Genomic DNA, 16,787 nt, shown 5'->3' with positions numbered 1-16,787 from the left:
GCTCTCCTCAGACGCGCTGTCGGTAGTGGTATTCCCCGACGATCTCCATCCCGAGCGAGTGATAGAGGCCATTGGCCCCCGCATTCGCCTTGGTGCAGATCACGCTAAGCGTCTGCGCGCCATTGTCCAGCGCCCAAAAGGCCGCGGCGCGCATGGCCCAGACGCCCATTCCCCGTCGACGGTGATGCGGCAGGATTTCCAGCGCGTGTACCATCGCGATGCCATCCTGGACCGCAGCAAAGCCGGTACCAGCGGGTTGATCGCTGTGACGCATCAGAAAACCTGTCTTGGGTCCCCTGGCCCGGGCCATGACCGCAAGCCGTTCGGGACCTATGCCGCCCTGCGCCCAGATCTCGCGCATGATCGCCAGAGGTTCCCAGATGTTGAACACCGTCACACGCGGGATCGGAGTATCGGTCAGATGCCGGGTCGGACAGGCATAGATATTGACCGGATCGAGGATATCGTAGCCACGGTCCGCAAGCATCGCATCCAGCGCCTCATCCCCCGGACGCAGGCAGAAAATGCGCTTTTGGCCCATCGCGCGCATTGCACCCTCGGCTGCGTCGATATCAGCCCCGCTCACCGCTGCGATACGGCTGGCGGCTGACACGCGCGAGCCTCCGCCTTGGCCTTGCCGCAATCGGAAAGGCCCTTGTGTCTGATATCCCGCCGCAGGCCATGTGCCGTCAACGATTGCGGCCCAGTCGACACTCAAAGCTCGATCTCTTTCGCGAGACGCGTCATGGCCGCATCGATGCGCCCCCCATCAGTGCCCCGCACCACGACGTTGGCCCCGAATACGCCATTCGTCTGAAACGGATAGCAGCCGATGGAGAGGTCGTCGAAATCCTCGGCCAGAGCGGCCAGGGTCGCCGCGATATCGCCCTCTCCCCGGTCCACGCGCAGGGTCTGAGACAAAAGCGGGCTGCCTCCGGTCAGCGTGGGCAAAACACTCGCCACCATCGCCTGAAAGACCAAAGGCACGCCGGCCATCACATGGACGTTTGCGATGGTAAAGCCAGGGGCGGTTGAAACCGGGTTATCGATCAGCGCCGCCCCATCCGGGATACGCGCCATGCGCAGGCGCGCTTCATTCAGTTCCAGCCCGGATTTCTCATAATGCGCCTCAAGCAGTGCCCGCGCGTCGTCGCGCACGTCGATATGCGCCCGAAAGGCACGGGCAATACAGTCGGCGGTGATGTCATCATGGGTTGGCCCGATGCCCCCGCTGGTGAAGACATGGTCGTAAGCTTCGGCCAGCGCCTTGACCGCCGCCTCGATCGCCGGGGCATCATCGCTGACGATGCGAACCTCTTTCAGGTCGATACCCTGCTTGGTCAACTCACCTGCCAGATAGTGCATATTCGCGTCGCGGGTGCGGCCCGAGAGAATTTCATCCCCGATCACCAGCATTGCAGCGGTTGGATTGGCCATGGCGCGCCCTCCCTCTTGATCGGCCCTAACGGCAGGTATAGGCCCTAGGCCATGCGATTTGAAACCCCCCTTGTCCCCGCCCGCCTGATCCGCCGATACAAACGCTTTCTGGCCGATTGTACGTTGGAGGACGGGCGCGAGGTGACAGCCCATTGCGCCAACCCCGGATCGATGATGGGCTTGGCGGAACCGGGTGAGAAAATCTGGCTGGAGCCCAATGACGACCCGAAGAAAAAGCTGAAATACGGCTGGCGGCTGGTCGATCACGAAAACGGGCATTTTACCGGCGTCGACACCTCGGTCCCGAACAAAGCGCTTCGGGCCGCTTTGGAGGCGCGCGAAATCCCCGAACTCGCCGCCTATGAAACCGTGCGCCCCGAGGTCAAATACGGCGAAAACAGCCGCATCGATTTCCTGCTGACCCAGCCCGGCCTGCCGGATGCCTATGTCGAGGTCAAAAGCGTCACGCTGTCTCGCGAACCGGGCCTCGCCGAGTTTCCCGACAGCGTCACGACGCGCGGCACCAAACATCTGGGAGAGCTGGCGGCGATGGCCGCACAGGGGCACCGCGCAATCATGCTCTATCTGGTGCAGCGCACGGATTGTGACAGGTTTGCTCTGGCAGCGGATATTGATCCGGCCTATGCGGCAGCGTTTGAGGTGGCTCAGGCATCGGGTGTTGAACGGATGATTTGCGGAACTCGGATTTCTCCGGAAGGGGTTTGGGTGGACGTTGGTGTTTGGCAAGTGTTCAACCGGTAGCAGATAAAGGCTGCTTTGAGCCGAAAGCCCACCCTATGTGTAGTGGTCCGCAGTCATAATCGCTTTGGCTTGCAATCATTGAGCCAAACCCATTTTATGTGCGAACGGCGCATCAGCGAGGCAAGGACGAGATCGGCCTTCCCATAGGTTTTGCTTGCTTTTGGCAGCGCTTCACTGACGGACAGTTAACGAATTTGGAGTGCAAAGATTGAACACAGCGTACATGGCGCGAACACTGCGTGGCAAATTTCGAAGCGCCCGAGACTTTACGCTTGAACAAGATGGGGAATGTAAGTTCTCGCTGGCTGAAGTTGGGGAAGCTATTATTCGGCGTGAGCCAGTCGATGTTGATAGCCTTCCGACAGTTCTGAAATATCGCGGACTTGCCCTTCCCGATCCGCTGCCACGAATTTTTCCGTTCATGTCTTTGTTGATCGTGTCGCCCGAATTCGCTGAGGTCATTGCTCAGTTTGATCTTGGGGAAGGGCGTGTTTGGCCGTTGAGGTATGAAGGGCTTGGGAAGTGTTCGTACTTTGCCGTCTACGTCGGCGAAAAGAAGCGAACTTGGTGTGAAAGTGTCTCGACTGCAAAAGTGCTCCGCCATGGCAACTATGTAATAGATGATCTCGCTGCTAAATCAGGTGAGGGTTCGGTGGTCCTCAGTTCGTCCGCGCTTAAGGGTGCAGATATTTGGGTGGAACCGTTGGTTGCGACGAGTTTGATTTTCTTTTCACGCCAACTCGCAAGCGCATTGTTGAAATTATCAATAGAAGACGAGTTTCCGCTTTTGGAGTGCCAAATTGCTGAGTGATGCAGGCTGCCTTTGCAATTTACACAAAGCTTGCTGTCTGTCTTTGGAAATTCAGAAAACTAGCGTTTTCCGAGCAGCACGACGCCGCCGGTTCACCGCCCTGAGACCCTGAGGATTCTTGTCCTGAAATCGCGCCTAATTAGGGAAAGTGCTTGGTGAAACGAAGGTCCGCTTTGTCGCCATTGCAGATACCAATCCAGGCCCTCTGTACACGCCTTTTCGCCAAATATCGCTTCCGCTCAGATGCGAACTTGCAGCCAAGTCTTGAAGATACCGTTTCATTCTCCATCTGAAATTCGCAACCACGCACCCTCTGGTACTTTCTGCACAAGCAGCGTAAAAGAAGTGCTGCGCGAAATATTTGGAGTCTCGCACCGATGAAAGAACATCGTGGCCGTCTGACCAAGGACGGTATCCGCATCTATGAACAGGGTGACTTTGCCGGGATGCACGCGGCAGGGGCGCTGGCTGCGCGGATATTGGACGATATCGCTGAGCACGTGTTTGTCGGTCAGACCACGGGCGCGATTGACGGGCTGATCACGCAGATGGTCGAAGACGCAGGCGCGGAATCGGCGACCATTGGCTACAAGGGCTATCAGCACGCCAGCTGTATCAGCGTGAACCACGTGGTCTGTCACGGCATTCCCGGCGACAAGAGATTGAAAGATAGCGATATTCTGAATATCGACGTCACCGTCATTGTCGATGGCTGGTTCGGGGACACGTCTCGCATGTATGTGGCGGGCAAGCTGCCCCGCAAGGCCGAGCGTCTGATCCAGGTCACCCATGATGCGCTGTTCAAGGGCATCGAGATGGTCAAGCCGGGCAATACGTTCGGCGATATCGGCCACGCGATCCAGGCCTATGTCGAAGCGCACCGCATGAGCGTTGTGCGGGATTTCTGCGGCCATGGGCTGGGTCGTGTCTTCCATGCTCCGCCAAATGTTCTGCACTATGGTCGCCCAGGGACCGGGGCCGTGTTGGAAGAAGGCATGTTCTTTACCATCGAACCGATGGTCAATCTGGGACGGCCTGAAACCAAGACACTGGCCGATGACTGGACCGCGGTGACCCGCGACAAATCGCTGTCGGCACAGTTTGAGCATTCGGTCGGTGTAACCGCAGATGGAGTTGAGATTTTCACGCTCTCACCGGGTGGCAAGTATCACCCGACCTATTCGTCCTGATCGCTCGCCTGATCGCGTAACAGTTTCAGCAGCAAAGTCTCATCCCGCCACGGGATCACAGCATCGTGGATGAAAACCGGTGCGCGCATCGGTTTCGGTGGCGGCCCGGTGGTAGTGTCGCTGTCTGTCGAAAAGACCCAAAACGGAGGTGAGATGGCGCGATCCATGCATCGACCATAGCATGTTTCGCGGTCAGAGTCCCAAAAGCGCGGGTACGTGTGACATATCCGTGAAAACCTCGCTCCCCAAAGCGGCCAACCGCGCGCCGTCGTCATGGGCCGCATAGGCAAGGCAGCGCATATTGGCCCGGATGGCGGCGGTGACGCCGTTTTCGCTGTCTTCAATTACGACCGGGGATGTGGCGCCGAAATGTTGCGCGGCAGTCAGGAACAGTGTGGGGTCGGGCTTGCCTGAGCCCAGCACATGGGCCGAGAACATGACCGCGCTGAACCGCTCCCACAGCCCGTTCTGGCCCAAAGTGATCTGCATCTTCTCTGGCCGGCCGTTAGAGGCGACGCAGTAGGGAATGCCTTGCGCATCCAGTTGCGCCAGCAACTCAGGAATGCCATCAACCAGCGGCGTGCCCGTGCGCAGCCTCGTGTAGATTTCCGAATAGATCTGATCGGTCCAATCATCCGGCAGGTCGGCCCCCAGTTCGCGCGCCTTGTCGCGCACGCCAGTCATGGTGCCGCCGACAAATAGGGACATGCATTCGGCAAGGCTCAGATGCAGACCATAACCTGCGAGATTGTCGACCATGACCTGATTGGACAAAACCTCGCTGTCGACCAGAACACCGTCGCAGTCGAAAATGACCAGATCGTGCATCTCAATCCTCCTCGCGCCGCATCAGCGAGACATGCGTATCGCCATATTTTCGCGTGTCGTGCCGCGTGAACCCGTTGGGCGCGGTCATCGGGGCGTTTTCTTCCCAGACGATCAGGGCGTCGTCAGCCAGCCATCCGCCCTGTTGGGCTGCGGCCAAAGCCTTTTGGCCCAGAGCTTTTCCATAGGGCGGGTCGAGAAAAACCAGGTCGCAGGCCGCGCCCGGGTTTTCGCCTAGCCGGGTCGCATCGCGACGGGTCAAACTGGTCTGACCGGCGCTTCCCGTCAGGTCGATATTCTTGCGGATCAGACCCTGTGCAACCCGTCCGTCATCGACAAAGGTTACATGGGCCGCCCCGCGCGACAGCGCCTCAAGGCCCAACGCGCCGGTGCCTGCGAACAGGTCCAGCACATGCAAACCGTCAAAATCGATCTGATGGTTCAGAACGTTGAACAGGCTTTCGCGCACCCGATCCGTGGTGGGTCGCAGATGCGCACCCGCATCGCCCTTGCCGACCGAGGCCAGAGCCCGGCCCCGGAAGTCTCCGGCGATGATCCTCACGCTTTGAGCAGCGGTTTCAGGTCCGCTTGCGCGTCCGCGACAACCGCCGGATCAGCGGTTTTGCCCGCGTCGATCAGGCGTTTGCCAACCATATAGGCGCGGGGGTCGTTCATGGCGTCTACCGCGATCAGCTGATCACCCTTGTAGTACCAGAACGACACCGTCGCGCCCTCGCCTTTGCGGGTCACGACGCGGTCATAGCCGGTGTTCAGCCCCGCAATCTGCAGCTTGACGTCATACTGATCCGACCAAAACCACGGGGTCGCAGTGTAGTCTTTGGCGGCGCCCAGCATGTTCTGGGCAATGATCTCGGCCTGATCGATGGCGTTGGGCACGCTTTCCAGACGGATACGCCCGCCGGCATGAGGGAAAGACGCACAATCCCCCGCGGCCCAGATCGACGGGTCCGAGGTGCGGCCATGGGCGTCGGTCTTGATGCCGTTGTCCAGCTCGAGCCCGGCCATTTCAGCCAGGTGCGTCGAGGGCGCGATCCCAACACCGACAATGACAAAATCAAGCTCTAACCCGGTGCCGTCGGTCAGGACAGCCCCGGTGACCTTGCCGTTTTCGCCCACCAGACGATCCAACCCCACGCCTTCCCGAATGTCAGCCCCGTATTCCGTATGCAATGCACGGAAATAGTCGCTGGTTTCAGGTGCGGCGACCCGCTGGAGGATACGGTCGGCCATTTCGACCAGAGTCACCTTGACTCCGCGCTTGGCGCAGACAGCCGCGGCCTCGAGTCCGATATATCCGCCGCCCACGATCAACGCACGGGCGCCTTCTTTCACCCAGGGCTCCATACCATCCACGTGACCCAGATCGCGTACCACGTGAACGCCCTCAAGATCACCGCCGATCGCAGCCGGCAGGCGGCGCGGGTCCGACCCTGTGGTCAGAGCCAGCTCGTCATAGGCGATCACGTCATCACCCACTGTCACCGTCTTGGCTTTGGGGTCAATTCCGGTCACCCGCTGGCCAAGGCGCAAGGTGATGTCGTTCTCGGCATAGAAACTTTCGGGCCGCAGGAACAGGCGTTCCAGTTCCATCTCACCCAACAGATAAGCCTTTGATAACGGAGGGCGCTGGTAGGGCGGGTGCGGCTCGGCACCGATCAAAGTGATCTCTCCGGCAAAGCCATCCTTGCGCAACCGCGCCACCAGAGAAGCACCAGCCTGTCCCGCGCCGATCACAACAATATGGCTCATGTTTTACCCACCCTGCAGAATTTCCATGGTCACTTTGTTTCGACCACCTATATTGCGGCAAAGCCCGACTCTGCAAATCCAAATGACAGGAGCATAAAAATGATTTCAACAGGTGACATGCTGCCCGAGGCAACCCTGATCCAGATGGGAGCGGATGGTCCGGAAGAAGTTCGGGTTTCAGACAAGACAAAGGGCCGTAAGGTGGTGATCTTCGCGGTGCCCGGAGCGTTTACCGGCACCTGCACAACCGCGCATGTCCCGAGCTTCATGCGGACCAAAGACCAGTTCGATGCCAAAGGTGTGGAGGAAATCATCTGCATCTCGGTCAACGATCCCTTTGTGATGAGCGCATGGGGTGAAAGCACCGGCGCCACCGAGGCCGGGCTGACCATGCTGGCCGACGCCGCGTCAGAATTCACCAAAGCAATCGGTATGGATTTCGACGCGCCTCCGGTTGGCCTGCTGGCACGCTCCAAGCGCTACGCGATGCTGGTCGAAGACGGCAGGATCGTCGCGCTGAATCTCGAGGAGAACCCCGGCGCTTGCGGGATTTCAGCCGGCGAAGGATTGCTGGACGTCATCTGATCCTGCTGGCCCCGGCATGATCGGGGCCACATGAAGCGTATTTAACTTGATACAACGCCCCGATGTGCCAATACTTGGCGCGCACAACCCGGGAGAGTTCTTCGATGCGACTGAAATTATTCACTTTGTTTCTCGGCTGCGCGGGCGCGCTGGCCGCTTGCGGCCCTGCACCCACACCCCAGCAACAGGCGGCACGACAGCACGAGATTGCCTGTCTCAGCGGCACATTGGGCGGCGCGCTGATCGGCGGAGCCATAGGAAATCAATTCGGCGGCGGATCGGGCAAGGCCATTCTGACCGCAGCGGGTGCTGCCGCCGGTGGCGTGTCTGGCGACCGTTTCGCGTGCTGAGGAGAACAGAAATGAAACCAGTATTGATTATCACCACAGCGATTATGCTGGCCGGTGCCGCATCTGCCGAAAGCGTCGCGGAACTGAACCAAACCGAGTTGAACAATATCGACAAGAACAACGACGGGTTCCTGTCAAAGGACGAGTTCAACGCCTTTTCGGACTATGCCTTTCAGGCGATGGATGACGACAAGAACGGCACGCTTGGTCAAAGCGAAGCCAAGCCGTTTCTGGACATAAAGCAGTTTCAGACCATCGACCGGAACGGGGACAACGTGGTCTCTCGCGGGGAATACGATGCACAGATGGACAGCGATTTCACCTCGGCCGATCAGGACGGCAATGGCCGGTTGGACTGATACCCGGCTGAAGTAAGCGGGAGAGTGCCATGCGCGTTTGGGTCGGAATAGGGACAATGGCGGCCTTGGCGGCTTGTGATGTGCCGCAAGCTCCGATCGTCACCGGCCCCGACGGGCAAGTGCGCATTCAGATCAACACCGACGGCCTGACCTGCTATGAAACGCGTTGTCTGGATATCGACCCCGCGGTCCGCAGTGTCCGGTCTATCGGCAGCCGTACGATCAGTATCCCCGGCAATATCGATGTCAGTGACGGAACGATAGCGGTTGCCGAGTTCAAAGAACTCGGCACCGCGGCCTTGATGGCCGGAGGCACAGGGTCGCAACGATAGGGGTCGGGCCGTTAAATCAGGCTGTCCATCTTACGCGCCAGCTTGGCATCCTGTGCCGACAGTCCGCCGACATCATGGGTTGATAACACCACTTCGACGGTGCGGTAGACATTCGACCATTCGGGGTGGTGATTCCATTTCTCGGCCCAGATCGCCACCTGCGTCATCCAGCCGAACGCAGCGACAAAATTGTCGAAGATGAAGGTTTTTGTAATCGCATCGCGGTCCTCGACCATGGTCCAGCCATTTCTGAACAGCGGGTCCAGCAGCGGGCCGCGGGTCTCGGTCGACAAAAGTTCGGTCATTGCTGTTCCTCCGGGTTCGATTTCCTGAACGGACCGTAATCCGTCAGAATCTCGATCTCTTCTCCCACTGCGTGGGCTTCGGCGTCCAGATATTTCTGAACCGCATCAGCAAAACCCGGATCACCGACCCAGTGCAAGCTATGCGTGCGCGTCGGCAGATAACCGCGCGCCAACTTGTGCTCGCCCTGCGCACCGGCCTCGACCCGGGCGAGGCCTTCCGCAATGGCAAAGTCGATCGCCCTATAGTAGCACAGTTCGAAATGCAGGCAGGGGTGATGTTCGACGCAGCCCCAATAGCGGCCATAGAGCGTTTCGCGACCGATGAAGTTGAGCGCACCGGCGACGGGGTGCCCGCCCCGTTCGGCCAACACCAGTGCCATATCATCGGCCATGGTTTCATGAGCGATATCAAAGAATTGCCGGGTCAGGTAAGGCGCGCCCCATTTGCGTGCGCCGGTATCTTGGTAGAACCGCCAGAAGGCATCCCAGTGCTCTGGCCGCAAATCATCACCGGTGATCGTGCGAATCTGTCCGCCGAAATCACAAGCCCTCGCCCGTTCTTTACGGATGTTTTTCCGTTTGCGCGACGAAAGCGCAGCCAGAAAGTCATCGAATTCGGTGTAACCATCATTGAGCCAGTGAAACTGCTGCGAATGTCGGACCATCAGACCCATCTGCTCGCCCGCCAGCGCCTCAGCCTCGGTGCAGAAGGTCGCGTGCAGCGATGAGATGCGGTTTTCTGCGGCCAGTTGCACCGCACCCTGCACCAGCGCCGAAATGCCCACCGCATCATAGCTTGGCCGAACCAGAAAACGCCGCCCGGTGGCCGGCGTAAAAGGCGCCGCGATCTGCAGCTTGGGATAATACCGCCCGCCCGCGCTTTCGTAGGCGTGGGCCCAGCTGTGATCGAAGATATATTCGCCCTGCGAATGCGATTTGGCATACATCGGAGCTGCCCCGATCAGCATCCCGTCCAGATAAGCGGTCAGGTACTGCGGCTGCCAGCCCGTGCCCCGCCCGACCGAGCCACTTTCCTCCAAAGCCAGCAGGAATCGATGCGTCGTGAACGGATCAAGCGGACGGCCACCATCCGCCGCTTCGGGGCAGGCGCAGCTGTCCCAGTCGCTCGCGGCTATCTGCGAGAGCGACGTCAGAATCCGAACTTCGATCTGTGCCTGATCCATGTGCCCTCCGCGCCTCACCCTTATCTGTGATTGCACGAGCCGGGATCAAGCGGGATGTGCGGCCAGATACCCCTCGAAGGTCACATTGTCGGCAACCTTGCGCGCCTCGGCCTCCTGCTCGGGCGAGCGAATGGTCCAAGTTAGGATCGGTATACCTTGTGCTTTCAGTTCGGCGACACGTGGGCGACTAAGATCAGCGACTCCGTGGCTGATAAAGCTGGCACCGACGCGGTCGAAATCCGGAATATCGCGCAGGTGGTCGCAGACAGCTTGCGGCAGAAGCTCGGCCTTGGGGTCGTAGGAACTGGTGACAAGCCCGCGCGGTAGCTCCGGCGCAAGCCGCCTCAGTTCCGCGACCGAGTGCGGATTGAACGACATCAGCGCCACCGGCCCATCATATCCGTGCAGTGCGCGCGCGACATCAGCCTCGAGCGCGCCGATTTCGGGGCCCATCGCACCGTCCTGATCCTTCAGCTCGATCAGCAAAGGCACTTTGCCCGCGACAAGCTGCAGCACCTCATCCAGTGACGGAATGCCCTCACCATCGGAATGCAGCAACGGCTGTGCCTGTGCATGTGCCGCAGTGATCTGCTGGATCGGGCCGGTCTGCCCGGTCAGGCGGGTCATATCGTAATCGTGAAACACCATGGCCCGGTCATCACGGGTGCGCTGCAGATCGATCTCAATCCCATATCCGGCATCTATCGCGGCACGGATGGCAGCCCGGCTGTTTTCCGGGCGCTGATCTGTAACGTCATGCAGCGCCCGGTGTGCAATCGGACGCTGCAGAAATTCGGGAGGCAGGGAAGGTGTCATTGAACCTCGAAGATGCCTTCGATTTCAACCGCGACGCCCAGCGGCAACGACGCCGCGCTGACGGCCGAGCGTGAGTGTCGGCCCGCCTCGCCCAACGCCTCAACCAGGAAGTCGGACGCGCCATTGATCACCTGCGGTTGCGCGGTGAAATCCGCGGTCGAGTTAACGAACCCGGTCAGCTTGATCACGCGCACCAGCTTGTCGATATCGCCACCGCAGGCCGCCTTGACCTGTGCCAGCAAGTTGATGGCACAGACCTTCGCCGCAGCGGCACCGGCCTCGACATCCATGTCATCACCCAGTTTGCCGGTGATCAGATCATCCGCCTTTGAAATCTGTCCCGACACATAGACGATATTGCCGATGCGCACGAAAGGAACGTAATTCGCCGCCGGAGCGGGCCCGTCCGGCAAGCTGATGCCCAGGCTGTCCAGTTTTGCTGCGATGCTCATGTTGTTGGTCCTCACCTCATTTTGACTCGAGCCGGACGCTACCCGGGAAAGACGGGTTCGGAAAGCGGGAAAGCGGCATTTTCCCGATTGCCGGCGATCTGGGCAGGTCTCCTCTTATTCAGCAAGTGTTGAATTCGTGTCACTTTACGCGACCCGCGTGGCTGGGTTAAACCCGGGTAGTTGTTTCAAATTCAGCGCGAAGGGTCTATGTGACACCAATTGCGCCCCTGTGGACGCAAACACCGTATTGATTGAAAGCCCGACTCAGCACCGGGCATTTTCGGAGTAACGAAGACTGTGCCAAGCTATATTCGCCTGAAGCACCTGGTCATTCTGGCCACCATGACGGTTCTGTCGGCCTGCGCGACGCAGCCTCAGGACGCGGCAGCCCGAGGTGAGATTTTCGACCCGTATGAAGGTGCAAATCGTGGAATTCACAAGTTTAATCTTGGCGTTGACCGATTCCTGTTCCGTCCGGCGTCAAAGGGCTATGTGAAGATTGTGCCTGATCCGATGGTTACAAGCTTCAACCATTTTGCCGAAAATCTGACCATGCCCGGGCAGGCGCTGGACTATCTGCTGCAAGGCAACCTGAAACAGTCGGGCAATGCCTTGCTGCGGTTTCTGATCAACTCGACCGTGGGCGGATTCGGATTGTCAGCCCCGGCGGATGAGTTGAACCTGCCGCCGGTTGACACCGATTTTGGCGAAACCCTGCATGTCTGGGGCTTCGGTGAGGGTGCCTATGTCGAATTGCCCTTCTACGGCCCATCGACCACCCGCGACGCCGTAGGCGTTGTGGTCAATCTGTTCTCCAACCCGATTAACTTCTCTCCGGTGCGCCCGGTCGACAATATCGGTGTTTATGCCGAAGTCGTGCGGAGGATGGGGGATCGTGGACGGTTCTCGGACACGGTCGATTCGATTCTGTATGAAAGTGCAGACAGTTACGCGCAGGCCCGCACGATCTACCTGCAAAATCGCCGCTTCGAACTGGCAAGGGATGATGAAGACGCCTATCTGGGACTGTATGACGATCCTTACGCCGCCACCGGGACCGACCCTGTCAGAGACCCCTATCTTGACCCGTATGAGGACCCCTATGCCGAATAACCTGTTGAACCGACGCCGTTTTGTGGCCACTGCCCTGACCGGGATGACAGTTGCCGCATTGCCTCTGCCCGCGTTTGCGCTGACCGAAGCGCAGGCCAAACAACTGGTCAACAGCGTTGTGGCCGATATCACGCGCATCATCGATTCCGGCAAATCCGAGAACGCCATGCTGCGTGATTTTCAGAAGATTTTCGTGCAATACGGTGACGTGCCGATCATGGCCCGCTATGCGCTGGGGGCGGATGCACGCACGGCGTCATCCTCGCAGCTGCGTCAGTTCACCAAAGCGTTCGAGGGCTATATCTCGCGCAAATACGGTCGACGGTTCCGCGAATTCATCGGCGGTGAAGTCACTGTGCGTAACGCCCGCAAGATCAAGACCGGATACGAGGTCAGAACCTCGGTCAAACTGCGCGGCTCGTCCCCGTTTGAGGTGACATTTCTGGTGTCGGACAAGTCAGGCCGTGGCAAGTTCTACAACATGTTCATCGAAGGCGTGAACCTGCTGCTGACCGAGCGCACCGAAATCGGCGCGATGCTGGATGCACGCGGCGGCGATCTGAATCGCCTGATCAAGGATCTGAAAAAGACTGGCTGATCAGAAGGTTTACTCTGCACAGGCCACCGCCCGACCCGTTCGCGCGGTGGCTTTTTTGTTCAAATGGCAGGCTTGCGCGCGATCTGGCTGACATAGGACATGTAGCCAAAGAACGTGTTTTCTGATACGCGCGTCTGGGCCTCGGATTTCAGCGCTTGCGCCGTTTCAGGCTGTAGCAGCCCGGTTTCAGCCATTCGATCCGCACCCCGGTCAATGACGGTGAGGAAATAAGTCGCCTCACCCTCGGCCACATAGCCGTGCCCCCGGCGGCGGCCCAATTCAAACCCGGCTTGGGTCAGCAATCCGCCAATCTGGCGCATGATCCAAAGGTTGGTGACATTCTGATTGATCATGAACCGGACAAGCTGATCCAGCGGATCAAAATCGGCAATCTGCGCTGTGGCGGTGTCATAGTCCCCATCGCAAATCGCGAGTATCCCGCCGGGTTTCAGTATCCGGAATGCCTCGGAAACAACATCCTCGGGACCGGGCACATGGCACAACAGGGTATGCGCCAGAACAAGGTCGACGGAGCTGTCTTCAAGGTCGGTAGCTTTGGCGTCGCCAGTCTCGAATACAAGGTCACTCTCGCTGGCGAAGCTGTTCCTCGAACGTTCGACCATAACCGGTGAAGGCTCGATGCCCAGCGCGCGTTCCACCCCGCCGACCGACAGCAGCTCTTGCGTGATGTGCCCGGTGCCGGAACCCAGCTCAACCGCGAAACCACCATCAGGCACGTGCAGGTCGCTTAGATAGCTATCCCTGATTTCTTTCTGCGCCGGTTCCAGACACCGGGCTTCCATCGCCTCGGCGATACGTTCCTGAACCGAGATTTCCTGCCCGGCCAGATCGGAATACGGATCGGACATAGCGCGCCTCCCTTCGCTATGTACCAAGATAGCATATTTCAAATTAACCGGCTAAAACCGATCGTATTTGCCGTGGCCCGCCCCAAGACGACGCGGGCCATCTGGTCCTTAATTCAGCCGTTCGCCGGTTTCCTTGGCAAAATAAGACACTTTGCTCATGTCAAAGGCGAGGTTCAGCATCTGGCCCGCCTGCGCGCTGGTTTCCGCGTGCAGCCGCGCTGTGACCTGCTTGCCGCCGAGCTCCGACACCACATAGGTATCGGCCCCGGCAGGTTCGACCATATCGACCATGCAGGCGGCCTCTTGAACACCTGCCCCGGCGCGGAAACCGGCCTCAGCGATGTCTTCCGGGCGCAAGCCAAGGATCACATCCTGCGGCAATGACAGATCGCGCGCATCGTTCAACACCAGGGTCTCCCCGGTTTCCCGCGCGATTGAGATTTGTGTGCCTGACCCATTGTTCGAAGCCTGCGCCGGGATCAGGTTCATCGCCGGAGAGCCCATGAAATCAGCCACAAACAGGTTGGCCGGGTTGTTGTAGATCTCGGCCGGTGTTCCGATCTGCTGCACGATCCCGCCTTTAAGCACGACGATCTTGGTGGCCAGCGTCATCGCTTCGATCTGGTCGTGGGTCACGTAGACGATGGAGGCGTCCAGCGTCTGGTGCAGTTTCTTGATCTCGGTCCGCATCTCGACCCGCAGCTTGGCATCAAGGTTCGACAGGGGTTCGTCAAACAGGAACAGCTTAGGATCGCGCACCAGCGCCCGGCCCATTGCGACCCGCTGACGCTGACCGCCCGACAATTGGCTTGGGCGTCGGTTCAGCAAAGGCTCGATCTGCAATAGCGAGGCCACATCTTTCAGTTTGGCGTCCTGGGTGGCCTGATCGACCCCACGCACTTTCATGCCAAAGGTGATGTTCTTGGCCACCGACATGGTCGGGTAGAGCGCATAAGACTGGAACACCATTGCGATGTCGCGGTCCTTGGGGCTGACATGGGTCATGTCGTTACCGCCGATGGACAGGGTGCCTCCGGTTATTTCCTCAAGCCCAGCAATGCAGTTCAGCAAGGTGGATTTACCGCAGCCCGAGGGGCCGACCAGGACCAGGAAATCGCCGGGTTCAATCGAGATGTTGATGTCTTTCAAAATTTCGACAGGGCCGTAATTCTTGTAGAGTTTGTTGATATCGAGGATGGGAGCCATTGGTCTATCCCTTCACTGAGCCAGCGGTCAGACCGCGGATGAAATACTTACCGGCAACGACATAGACGAGCAGCGTCGGCAGCCCCGCGATGATCGCGGCGGCCATGTCGACGTTGTATTCTTTGACACCGGTGGTGGAGTTTACGATATTGTTGAGCGCCACGGTCACAGGCTGTGTGCCCGCCTGGCTGAACGACACGCCGAACAGGAAGTCATTCCAGATCTGCGTGAACTGCCAGATGACGGTCACCACGATGATGGGCAGCGACAGCGGCAGAAAGATCGACCAGAAGATCCGCATGAACCCGGCTCCATCGACACGCGCCGCCTTGGTCAGCTCGGACGGAATGGTGACATAGTAGTTGCGGAAGAACAGTGTGGTGAAGCCCAGCCCGTAGATGACGTGAACGAAGATCAGGCCCGGAATGGTGCCAGCGATCCCCATCATGCCCAGAAGCCGCGCCATCGGCAGCAGGACAACCTGAAACGGGATAAAGCACCCAAACAGCATCAGCGAGAAGATGATATTGGCCCCTTTGAACCGCCATTGCGCCACGACATAGCCGTTCAGCGCACCCAGCAGGGTCGACAAAAATACCGCAGGGACCGCAATCAGGACCGAGTTCCAGAAGTAGGGCCGCAGACCTTCACACTGGATACCGGTACAAGCGCCGGACCATGCAGTTTTCCAAGCGTCGAAGCTGACCTCTCGCGGCAGTGAGATCAACGAGCCTGTGCGTATTTCCTCAAGGCTCTTCAGCGATGTGGTCAACATCACGAACAGCGGCATCAGGTAATACAGCGCGAAGAGACCCAGCAAGACGTAAAGCAACCAACGCAGGGCAATCTTGCCGGTGGCACTTTGGGTTCGGGGTTGGGTTTGGGGCATCGACAGATCAGTCATTTTTCGCCCTCAGCTCTGAGTAAAGATAGGGAACCACGATGGCAAAGACGACCAGCATCATGATCATCGCAGACGAGGCCGCCTGACCGATATCGCCGCGCGAAAACGCCATGGCGTACATGTAGGTGGCGGGCAGGTCAGTCGCGTAGCCCGGACCACCGCCTGTCAGGGCAATGACAAGGTCAAAGCTTTTGATCGCGAGATGCGCCAGTACGATGAAGGCGGACAGGAAGATCGGAGCCATCGACGGGATGATGATCGCCGTGTAGATGCGCCATGTGGGGATACCATCGACCTGTGCGGCCTTGATGATCTCACCATCGACCGAGCGCAGACCGGCCAGAAACAGCGCCATGACGAAGCCCGAGCTCTGCCAGATCGCGGCGATCACGATTGTGTAGATCGCGTAGTCGGGATTCACCAGCCAGTCGAATTCGAAATTCGGGAAACCCCAGCCCTGCACCATGGATTCGATGCCCAGGCCCGGGTTCAAAATCCACTTCCACGCCGTACCGGTCACGATCATCGACAGTGCCATCGGGTACAGGTAGATCGTGCGGATGGCTCCTTCGACACGGATCTTCTGATCCAGCAGGATGGCCAGCAACAGGCCCAGTACCATCGCGATCACTATGAACAGCGCACCAAAGATATACAGGTTGTTGATTGCCGTATCCCAGCGTGGGGAATCGAACAGGCGCTCATATTGGATGAAGCCTTTGATCTCGTATTTCGGCAGTAGTTTAGATCGGGTTAGTGACACCCATGCCGTCCATCCGATAAAGCCGTAGACAAAAATCAATACAGCAATGAACGACGGTGCCAGCACCACCTTGGGCAGGTGGTTTTCCAGCCATTCGGACATTTTAGCCTCCGGGGAAAGATGCTCTGCCCCTCAGCATAGGGGGCAGAGCGTGTT

Annotated in this window: 23 protein-coding genes; 9 read left to right on the top strand and 14 right to left on the bottom strand. The window is 58.8% G+C overall.

Features of this window, described 5'->3' with window-relative positions; all coding sequences use genetic code 11:
- Window positions 1–7: 7 nt before the first annotated feature.
- Together RA27_RS19910 and RA27_RS19905 are read right to left on the bottom strand one after the other, a co-directional pair.
- Window positions 8–718 (bottom strand): GNAT family N-acetyltransferase, encoded by a 711-nt coding sequence (locus RA27_RS19910; RefSeq protein WP_039543081.1) that lies wholly within the window; start codon window positions 716–718, stop codon window positions 8–10.
- A complete protein-coding gene (locus RA27_RS19905) occupies window positions 715–1,437 on the bottom strand; it encodes a molybdopterin-binding protein (RefSeq protein WP_039543080.1) in 723 nt (240 codons plus the stop codon). The genes RA27_RS19910 and RA27_RS19905 overlap by 4 nt, the downstream gene beginning before the upstream one ends.
- 51 nt (window positions 1,438–1,488) lie before the next feature.
- On the opposite strand from RA27_RS19905, the gene sfsA reads away from it, so the two are divergent.
- The 3 genes from sfsA to map all read left to right on the top strand — a co-directional run bounded on the left by sfsA (window position 1,489) and on the right by map (window position 4,200).
- Window positions 1,489–2,199 (top strand): DNA/RNA nuclease SfsA, encoded by a 711-nt coding sequence (gene sfsA / locus RA27_RS19900; protein ID WP_039543079.1) that lies wholly within the window; start codon window positions 1,489–1,491, stop codon window positions 2,197–2,199.
- A gap of 223 nt (window positions 2,200–2,422) precedes the next feature.
- A complete protein-coding gene (locus RA27_RS19895) occupies window positions 2,423–3,010 on the top strand; it encodes a hypothetical protein (protein WP_039543077.1) in 588 nt (195 codons plus the stop codon).
- Between the two features lie 377 nt (window positions 3,011–3,387).
- Window positions 3,388–4,200: a type I methionyl aminopeptidase gene (gene map / locus RA27_RS19890; RefSeq protein WP_039543075.1), complete on the top strand. Its 813-nt coding sequence runs from the start codon at window positions 3,388–3,390 to the stop codon at window positions 4,198–4,200.
- Here map and RA27_RS19885 read toward each other — a convergent pair.
- The 4 genes from RA27_RS19885 to RA27_RS19870 are packed head-to-tail and all read right to left on the bottom strand — an operon-like array spanning window position 4,188 to window position 6,795.
- Window positions 4,188–4,367 carry a hypothetical protein gene (locus RA27_RS19885; RefSeq protein WP_039543073.1) on the bottom strand — a complete coding sequence of 60 codons (180 nt, stop codon included), beginning with the start codon at window positions 4,365–4,367 and terminating at the stop codon, window positions 4,188–4,190. The genes map and RA27_RS19885 overlap by 13 nt on opposite strands.
- Window positions 4,368–4,392: 25 nt before the next feature.
- Entirely contained in the window at window positions 4,393–5,028 is a 636-nt protein-coding gene (locus RA27_RS19880; RefSeq protein WP_039543071.1) for an HAD family phosphatase, read from the bottom strand.
- Window position 5,029: 1 nt separating this feature from the next.
- Window positions 5,030–5,587: a 16S rRNA (guanine(966)-N(2))-methyltransferase RsmD gene (gene rsmD, locus RA27_RS19875; protein ID WP_039543069.1), complete on the bottom strand. Its 558-nt coding sequence runs from the start codon at window positions 5,585–5,587 to the stop codon at window positions 5,030–5,032.
- Entirely contained in the window at window positions 5,584–6,795 is a 1,212-nt protein-coding gene (locus RA27_RS19870) for an FAD-dependent oxidoreductase (RefSeq protein ID WP_039543067.1), read from the bottom strand. Before RA27_RS19870 ends, rsmD begins: the two co-directional genes overlap by 4 nt.
- Window positions 6,796–6,894: 99 nt before the next feature.
- Between RA27_RS19870 and RA27_RS19865 the strand changes: the two genes are divergently transcribed.
- The 4 genes from RA27_RS19865 (at window position 6,895) to RA27_RS19850 (ending at window position 8,421) form a co-directional block, all read left to right on the top strand.
- Window positions 6,895–7,380 (top strand): peroxiredoxin, encoded by a 486-nt coding sequence (locus RA27_RS19865; protein ID WP_039543066.1) that lies wholly within the window; start codon window positions 6,895–6,897, stop codon window positions 7,378–7,380.
- Window positions 7,381–7,484: 104 nt separating this feature from the next.
- Entirely contained in the window at window positions 7,485–7,730 is a 246-nt protein-coding gene (locus RA27_RS19860; protein ID WP_039543065.1) for a glycine zipper 2TM domain-containing protein, read from the top strand.
- Window positions 7,731–7,741: 11 nt separating this feature from the next.
- The gene (locus RA27_RS19855; RefSeq protein ID WP_039543063.1) at window positions 7,742–8,089 is read left to right on the top strand and encodes a hypothetical protein; all 348 of its coding nucleotides are present in this window, start codon (window positions 7,742–7,744) and stop codon (window positions 8,087–8,089) included.
- Window positions 8,090–8,118: 29 nt separating this feature from the next.
- Complete coding sequence (locus tag RA27_RS19850) at window positions 8,119–8,421, top strand: hypothetical protein (protein WP_039543062.1); 303 nt, start codon at window positions 8,119–8,121, stop codon at window positions 8,419–8,421.
- An 11-nt stretch (window positions 8,422–8,432) separates the two neighbouring features.
- Here the strand turns inward: RA27_RS19850 and RA27_RS19845 are convergent, their stop codons facing one another.
- The 4 genes from RA27_RS19845 to RA27_RS19830 are packed head-to-tail and all read right to left on the bottom strand — an operon-like array spanning window position 8,433 to window position 11,178.
- Complete coding sequence (locus RA27_RS19845; RefSeq protein WP_039543061.1) at window positions 8,433–8,726, bottom strand: 4a-hydroxytetrahydrobiopterin dehydratase; 294 nt, start codon at window positions 8,724–8,726, stop codon at window positions 8,433–8,435.
- Entirely contained in the window at window positions 8,723–9,910 is a 1,188-nt protein-coding gene (locus RA27_RS19840) for a GNAT family N-acetyltransferase (protein WP_039543060.1), read from the bottom strand. The genes RA27_RS19845 and RA27_RS19840 overlap by 4 nt, the downstream gene beginning before the upstream one ends.
- 45 nt (window positions 9,911–9,955) lie before the next feature.
- The gene (locus tag RA27_RS19835) at window positions 9,956–10,726 is read right to left on the bottom strand and encodes a glycerophosphodiester phosphodiesterase family protein (protein WP_039543059.1); all 771 of its coding nucleotides are present in this window, start codon (window positions 10,724–10,726) and stop codon (window positions 9,956–9,958) included.
- Window positions 10,723–11,178 (bottom strand): RidA family protein, encoded by a 456-nt coding sequence (locus RA27_RS19830; RefSeq protein ID WP_039543058.1) that lies wholly within the window; start codon window positions 11,176–11,178, stop codon window positions 10,723–10,725. Before RA27_RS19830 ends, RA27_RS19835 begins: the two co-directional genes overlap by 4 nt.
- A 297-nt stretch (window positions 11,179–11,475) precedes the next feature.
- Here RA27_RS19830 and RA27_RS19825 point away from each other — a divergent pair, with 297 nt between their 5' ends.
- Window positions 11,476–12,291 carry a VacJ family lipoprotein gene (locus RA27_RS19825; RefSeq protein WP_241484116.1) on the top strand — a complete coding sequence of 272 codons (816 nt, stop codon included), beginning with the start codon at window positions 11,476–11,478 and terminating at the stop codon, window positions 12,289–12,291.
- Window positions 12,281–12,889 (top strand): ABC transporter substrate-binding protein, encoded by a 609-nt coding sequence (locus RA27_RS19820; protein WP_039543057.1) that lies wholly within the window; start codon window positions 12,281–12,283, stop codon window positions 12,887–12,889. The genes RA27_RS19825 and RA27_RS19820 overlap by 11 nt, the downstream gene beginning before the upstream one ends.
- Window positions 12,890–12,948: 59 nt before the next feature.
- On the opposite strand, the gene RA27_RS23300 is transcribed toward RA27_RS19820, so the two are convergent.
- The 4 genes from RA27_RS23300 to RA27_RS19800 all read right to left on the bottom strand — a co-directional run bounded on the left by RA27_RS23300 (window position 12,949) and on the right by RA27_RS19800 (window position 16,733).
- On the bottom strand, window positions 12,949–13,758 hold the full coding sequence (locus RA27_RS23300) for a methyltransferase domain-containing protein (protein ID WP_052265401.1): 810 nt from the start codon (window positions 13,756–13,758) through the stop codon (window positions 12,949–12,951).
- A gap of 108 nt (window positions 13,759–13,866) precedes the next feature.
- Window positions 13,867–14,964, bottom strand: coding sequence for a sn-glycerol-3-phosphate ABC transporter ATP-binding protein UgpC (gene ugpC / locus RA27_RS19810; RefSeq protein ID WP_039543056.1), 1,098 nt, complete (start codon window positions 14,962–14,964; stop codon window positions 13,867–13,869).
- A 4-nt stretch (window positions 14,965–14,968) separates the two neighbouring features.
- A complete protein-coding gene (locus RA27_RS19805; RefSeq protein WP_039543054.1) occupies window positions 14,969–15,868 on the bottom strand; it encodes a carbohydrate ABC transporter permease in 900 nt (299 codons plus the stop codon).
- Window positions 15,861–16,733 carry a sugar ABC transporter permease gene (locus tag RA27_RS19800; RefSeq protein ID WP_039543053.1) on the bottom strand — a complete coding sequence of 291 codons (873 nt, stop codon included), beginning with the start codon at window positions 16,731–16,733 and terminating at the stop codon, window positions 15,861–15,863. The genes RA27_RS19805 and RA27_RS19800 overlap by 8 nt, the downstream gene beginning before the upstream one ends.
- Window positions 16,734–16,787: the final 54 nt, after the last annotated feature.

The organism is Ruegeria sp. ANG-R (assembly GCF_000813985.1).
Classification (GTDB): domain Bacteria; phylum Pseudomonadota; class Alphaproteobacteria; order Rhodobacterales; family Rhodobacteraceae; genus Ruegeria.
The sequence above is the reverse complement of the archived record's forward strand: the minus strand, read 5'-3'. Positions and strand labels throughout refer to the sequence as shown.

Bases quoted from the DNA above. Each gene is read 5' to 3' on its own strand.
- RA27_RS19905 (WP_039543080.1), bottom strand. From the start codon at position 1,437: ATGGCCAATCCAACCGCTGCAATGCTGGTGATCGGGGATGAAATTCTC.
- sfsA (WP_039543079.1), top strand. From the start codon at position 1,489: ATGCGATTTGAAACCCCCCTTGTCCCCGCCCGCCTGATCCGCCGATAC.
- RA27_RS19895 (WP_039543077.1), top strand. From the start codon at position 2,423: ATGGCGCGAACACTGCGTGGCAAATTTCGAAGCGCCCGAGACTTTACG.
- map (WP_039543075.1), top strand. From the start codon at position 3,388: ATGAAAGAACATCGTGGCCGTCTGACCAAGGACGGTATCCGCATCTAT.
- RA27_RS19885 (WP_039543073.1), bottom strand. From the start codon at position 4,367: ATGGATCGCGCCATCTCACCTCCGTTTTGGGTCTTTTCGACAGACAGC.
- RA27_RS19880 (WP_039543071.1), bottom strand. From the start codon at position 5,028: ATGCACGATCTGGTCATTTTCGACTGCGACGGTGTTCTGGTCGACAGC.
- RA27_RS19870 (WP_039543067.1), bottom strand. From the start codon at position 6,795: ATGAGCCATATTGTTGTGATCGGCGCGGGACAGGCTGGTGCTTCTCTG.
- RA27_RS19865 (WP_039543066.1), top strand. From the start codon at position 6,895: ATGATTTCAACAGGTGACATGCTGCCCGAGGCAACCCTGATCCAGATG.
- RA27_RS19860 (WP_039543065.1), top strand. From the start codon at position 7,485: ATGCGACTGAAATTATTCACTTTGTTTCTCGGCTGCGCGGGCGCGCTG.
- RA27_RS19855 (WP_039543063.1), top strand. From the start codon at position 7,742: ATGAAACCAGTATTGATTATCACCACAGCGATTATGCTGGCCGGTGCC.
- RA27_RS19850 (WP_039543062.1), top strand. From the start codon at position 8,119: ATGCGCGTTTGGGTCGGAATAGGGACAATGGCGGCCTTGGCGGCTTGT.
- RA27_RS19845 (WP_039543061.1), bottom strand. From the start codon at position 8,726: ATGACCGAACTTTTGTCGACCGAGACCCGCGGCCCGCTGCTGGACCCG.
- RA27_RS19840 (WP_039543060.1), bottom strand. From the start codon at position 9,910: ATGGATCAGGCACAGATCGAAGTTCGGATTCTGACGTCGCTCTCGCAG.
- RA27_RS19835 (WP_039543059.1), bottom strand. From the start codon at position 10,726: ATGACACCTTCCCTGCCTCCCGAATTTCTGCAGCGTCCGATTGCACAC.
- RA27_RS19830 (WP_039543058.1), bottom strand. From the start codon at position 11,178: ATGAGCATCGCAGCAAAACTGGACAGCCTGGGCATCAGCTTGCCGGAC.
- RA27_RS19820 (WP_039543057.1), top strand. From the start codon at position 12,281: ATGCCGAATAACCTGTTGAACCGACGCCGTTTTGTGGCCACTGCCCTG.
- RA27_RS23300 (WP_052265401.1), bottom strand. From the start codon at position 13,758: ATGTCCGATCCGTATTCCGATCTGGCCGGGCAGGAAATCTCGGTTCAG.
- ugpC (WP_039543056.1), bottom strand. From the start codon at position 14,964: ATGGCTCCCATCCTCGATATCAACAAACTCTACAAGAATTACGGCCCT.
- RA27_RS19805 (WP_039543054.1), bottom strand. From the start codon at position 15,868: ATGACTGATCTGTCGATGCCCCAAACCCAACCCCGAACCCAAAGTGCC.
- RA27_RS19800 (WP_039543053.1), bottom strand. From the start codon at position 16,733: ATGTCCGAATGGCTGGAAAACCACCTGCCCAAGGTGGTGCTGGCACCG.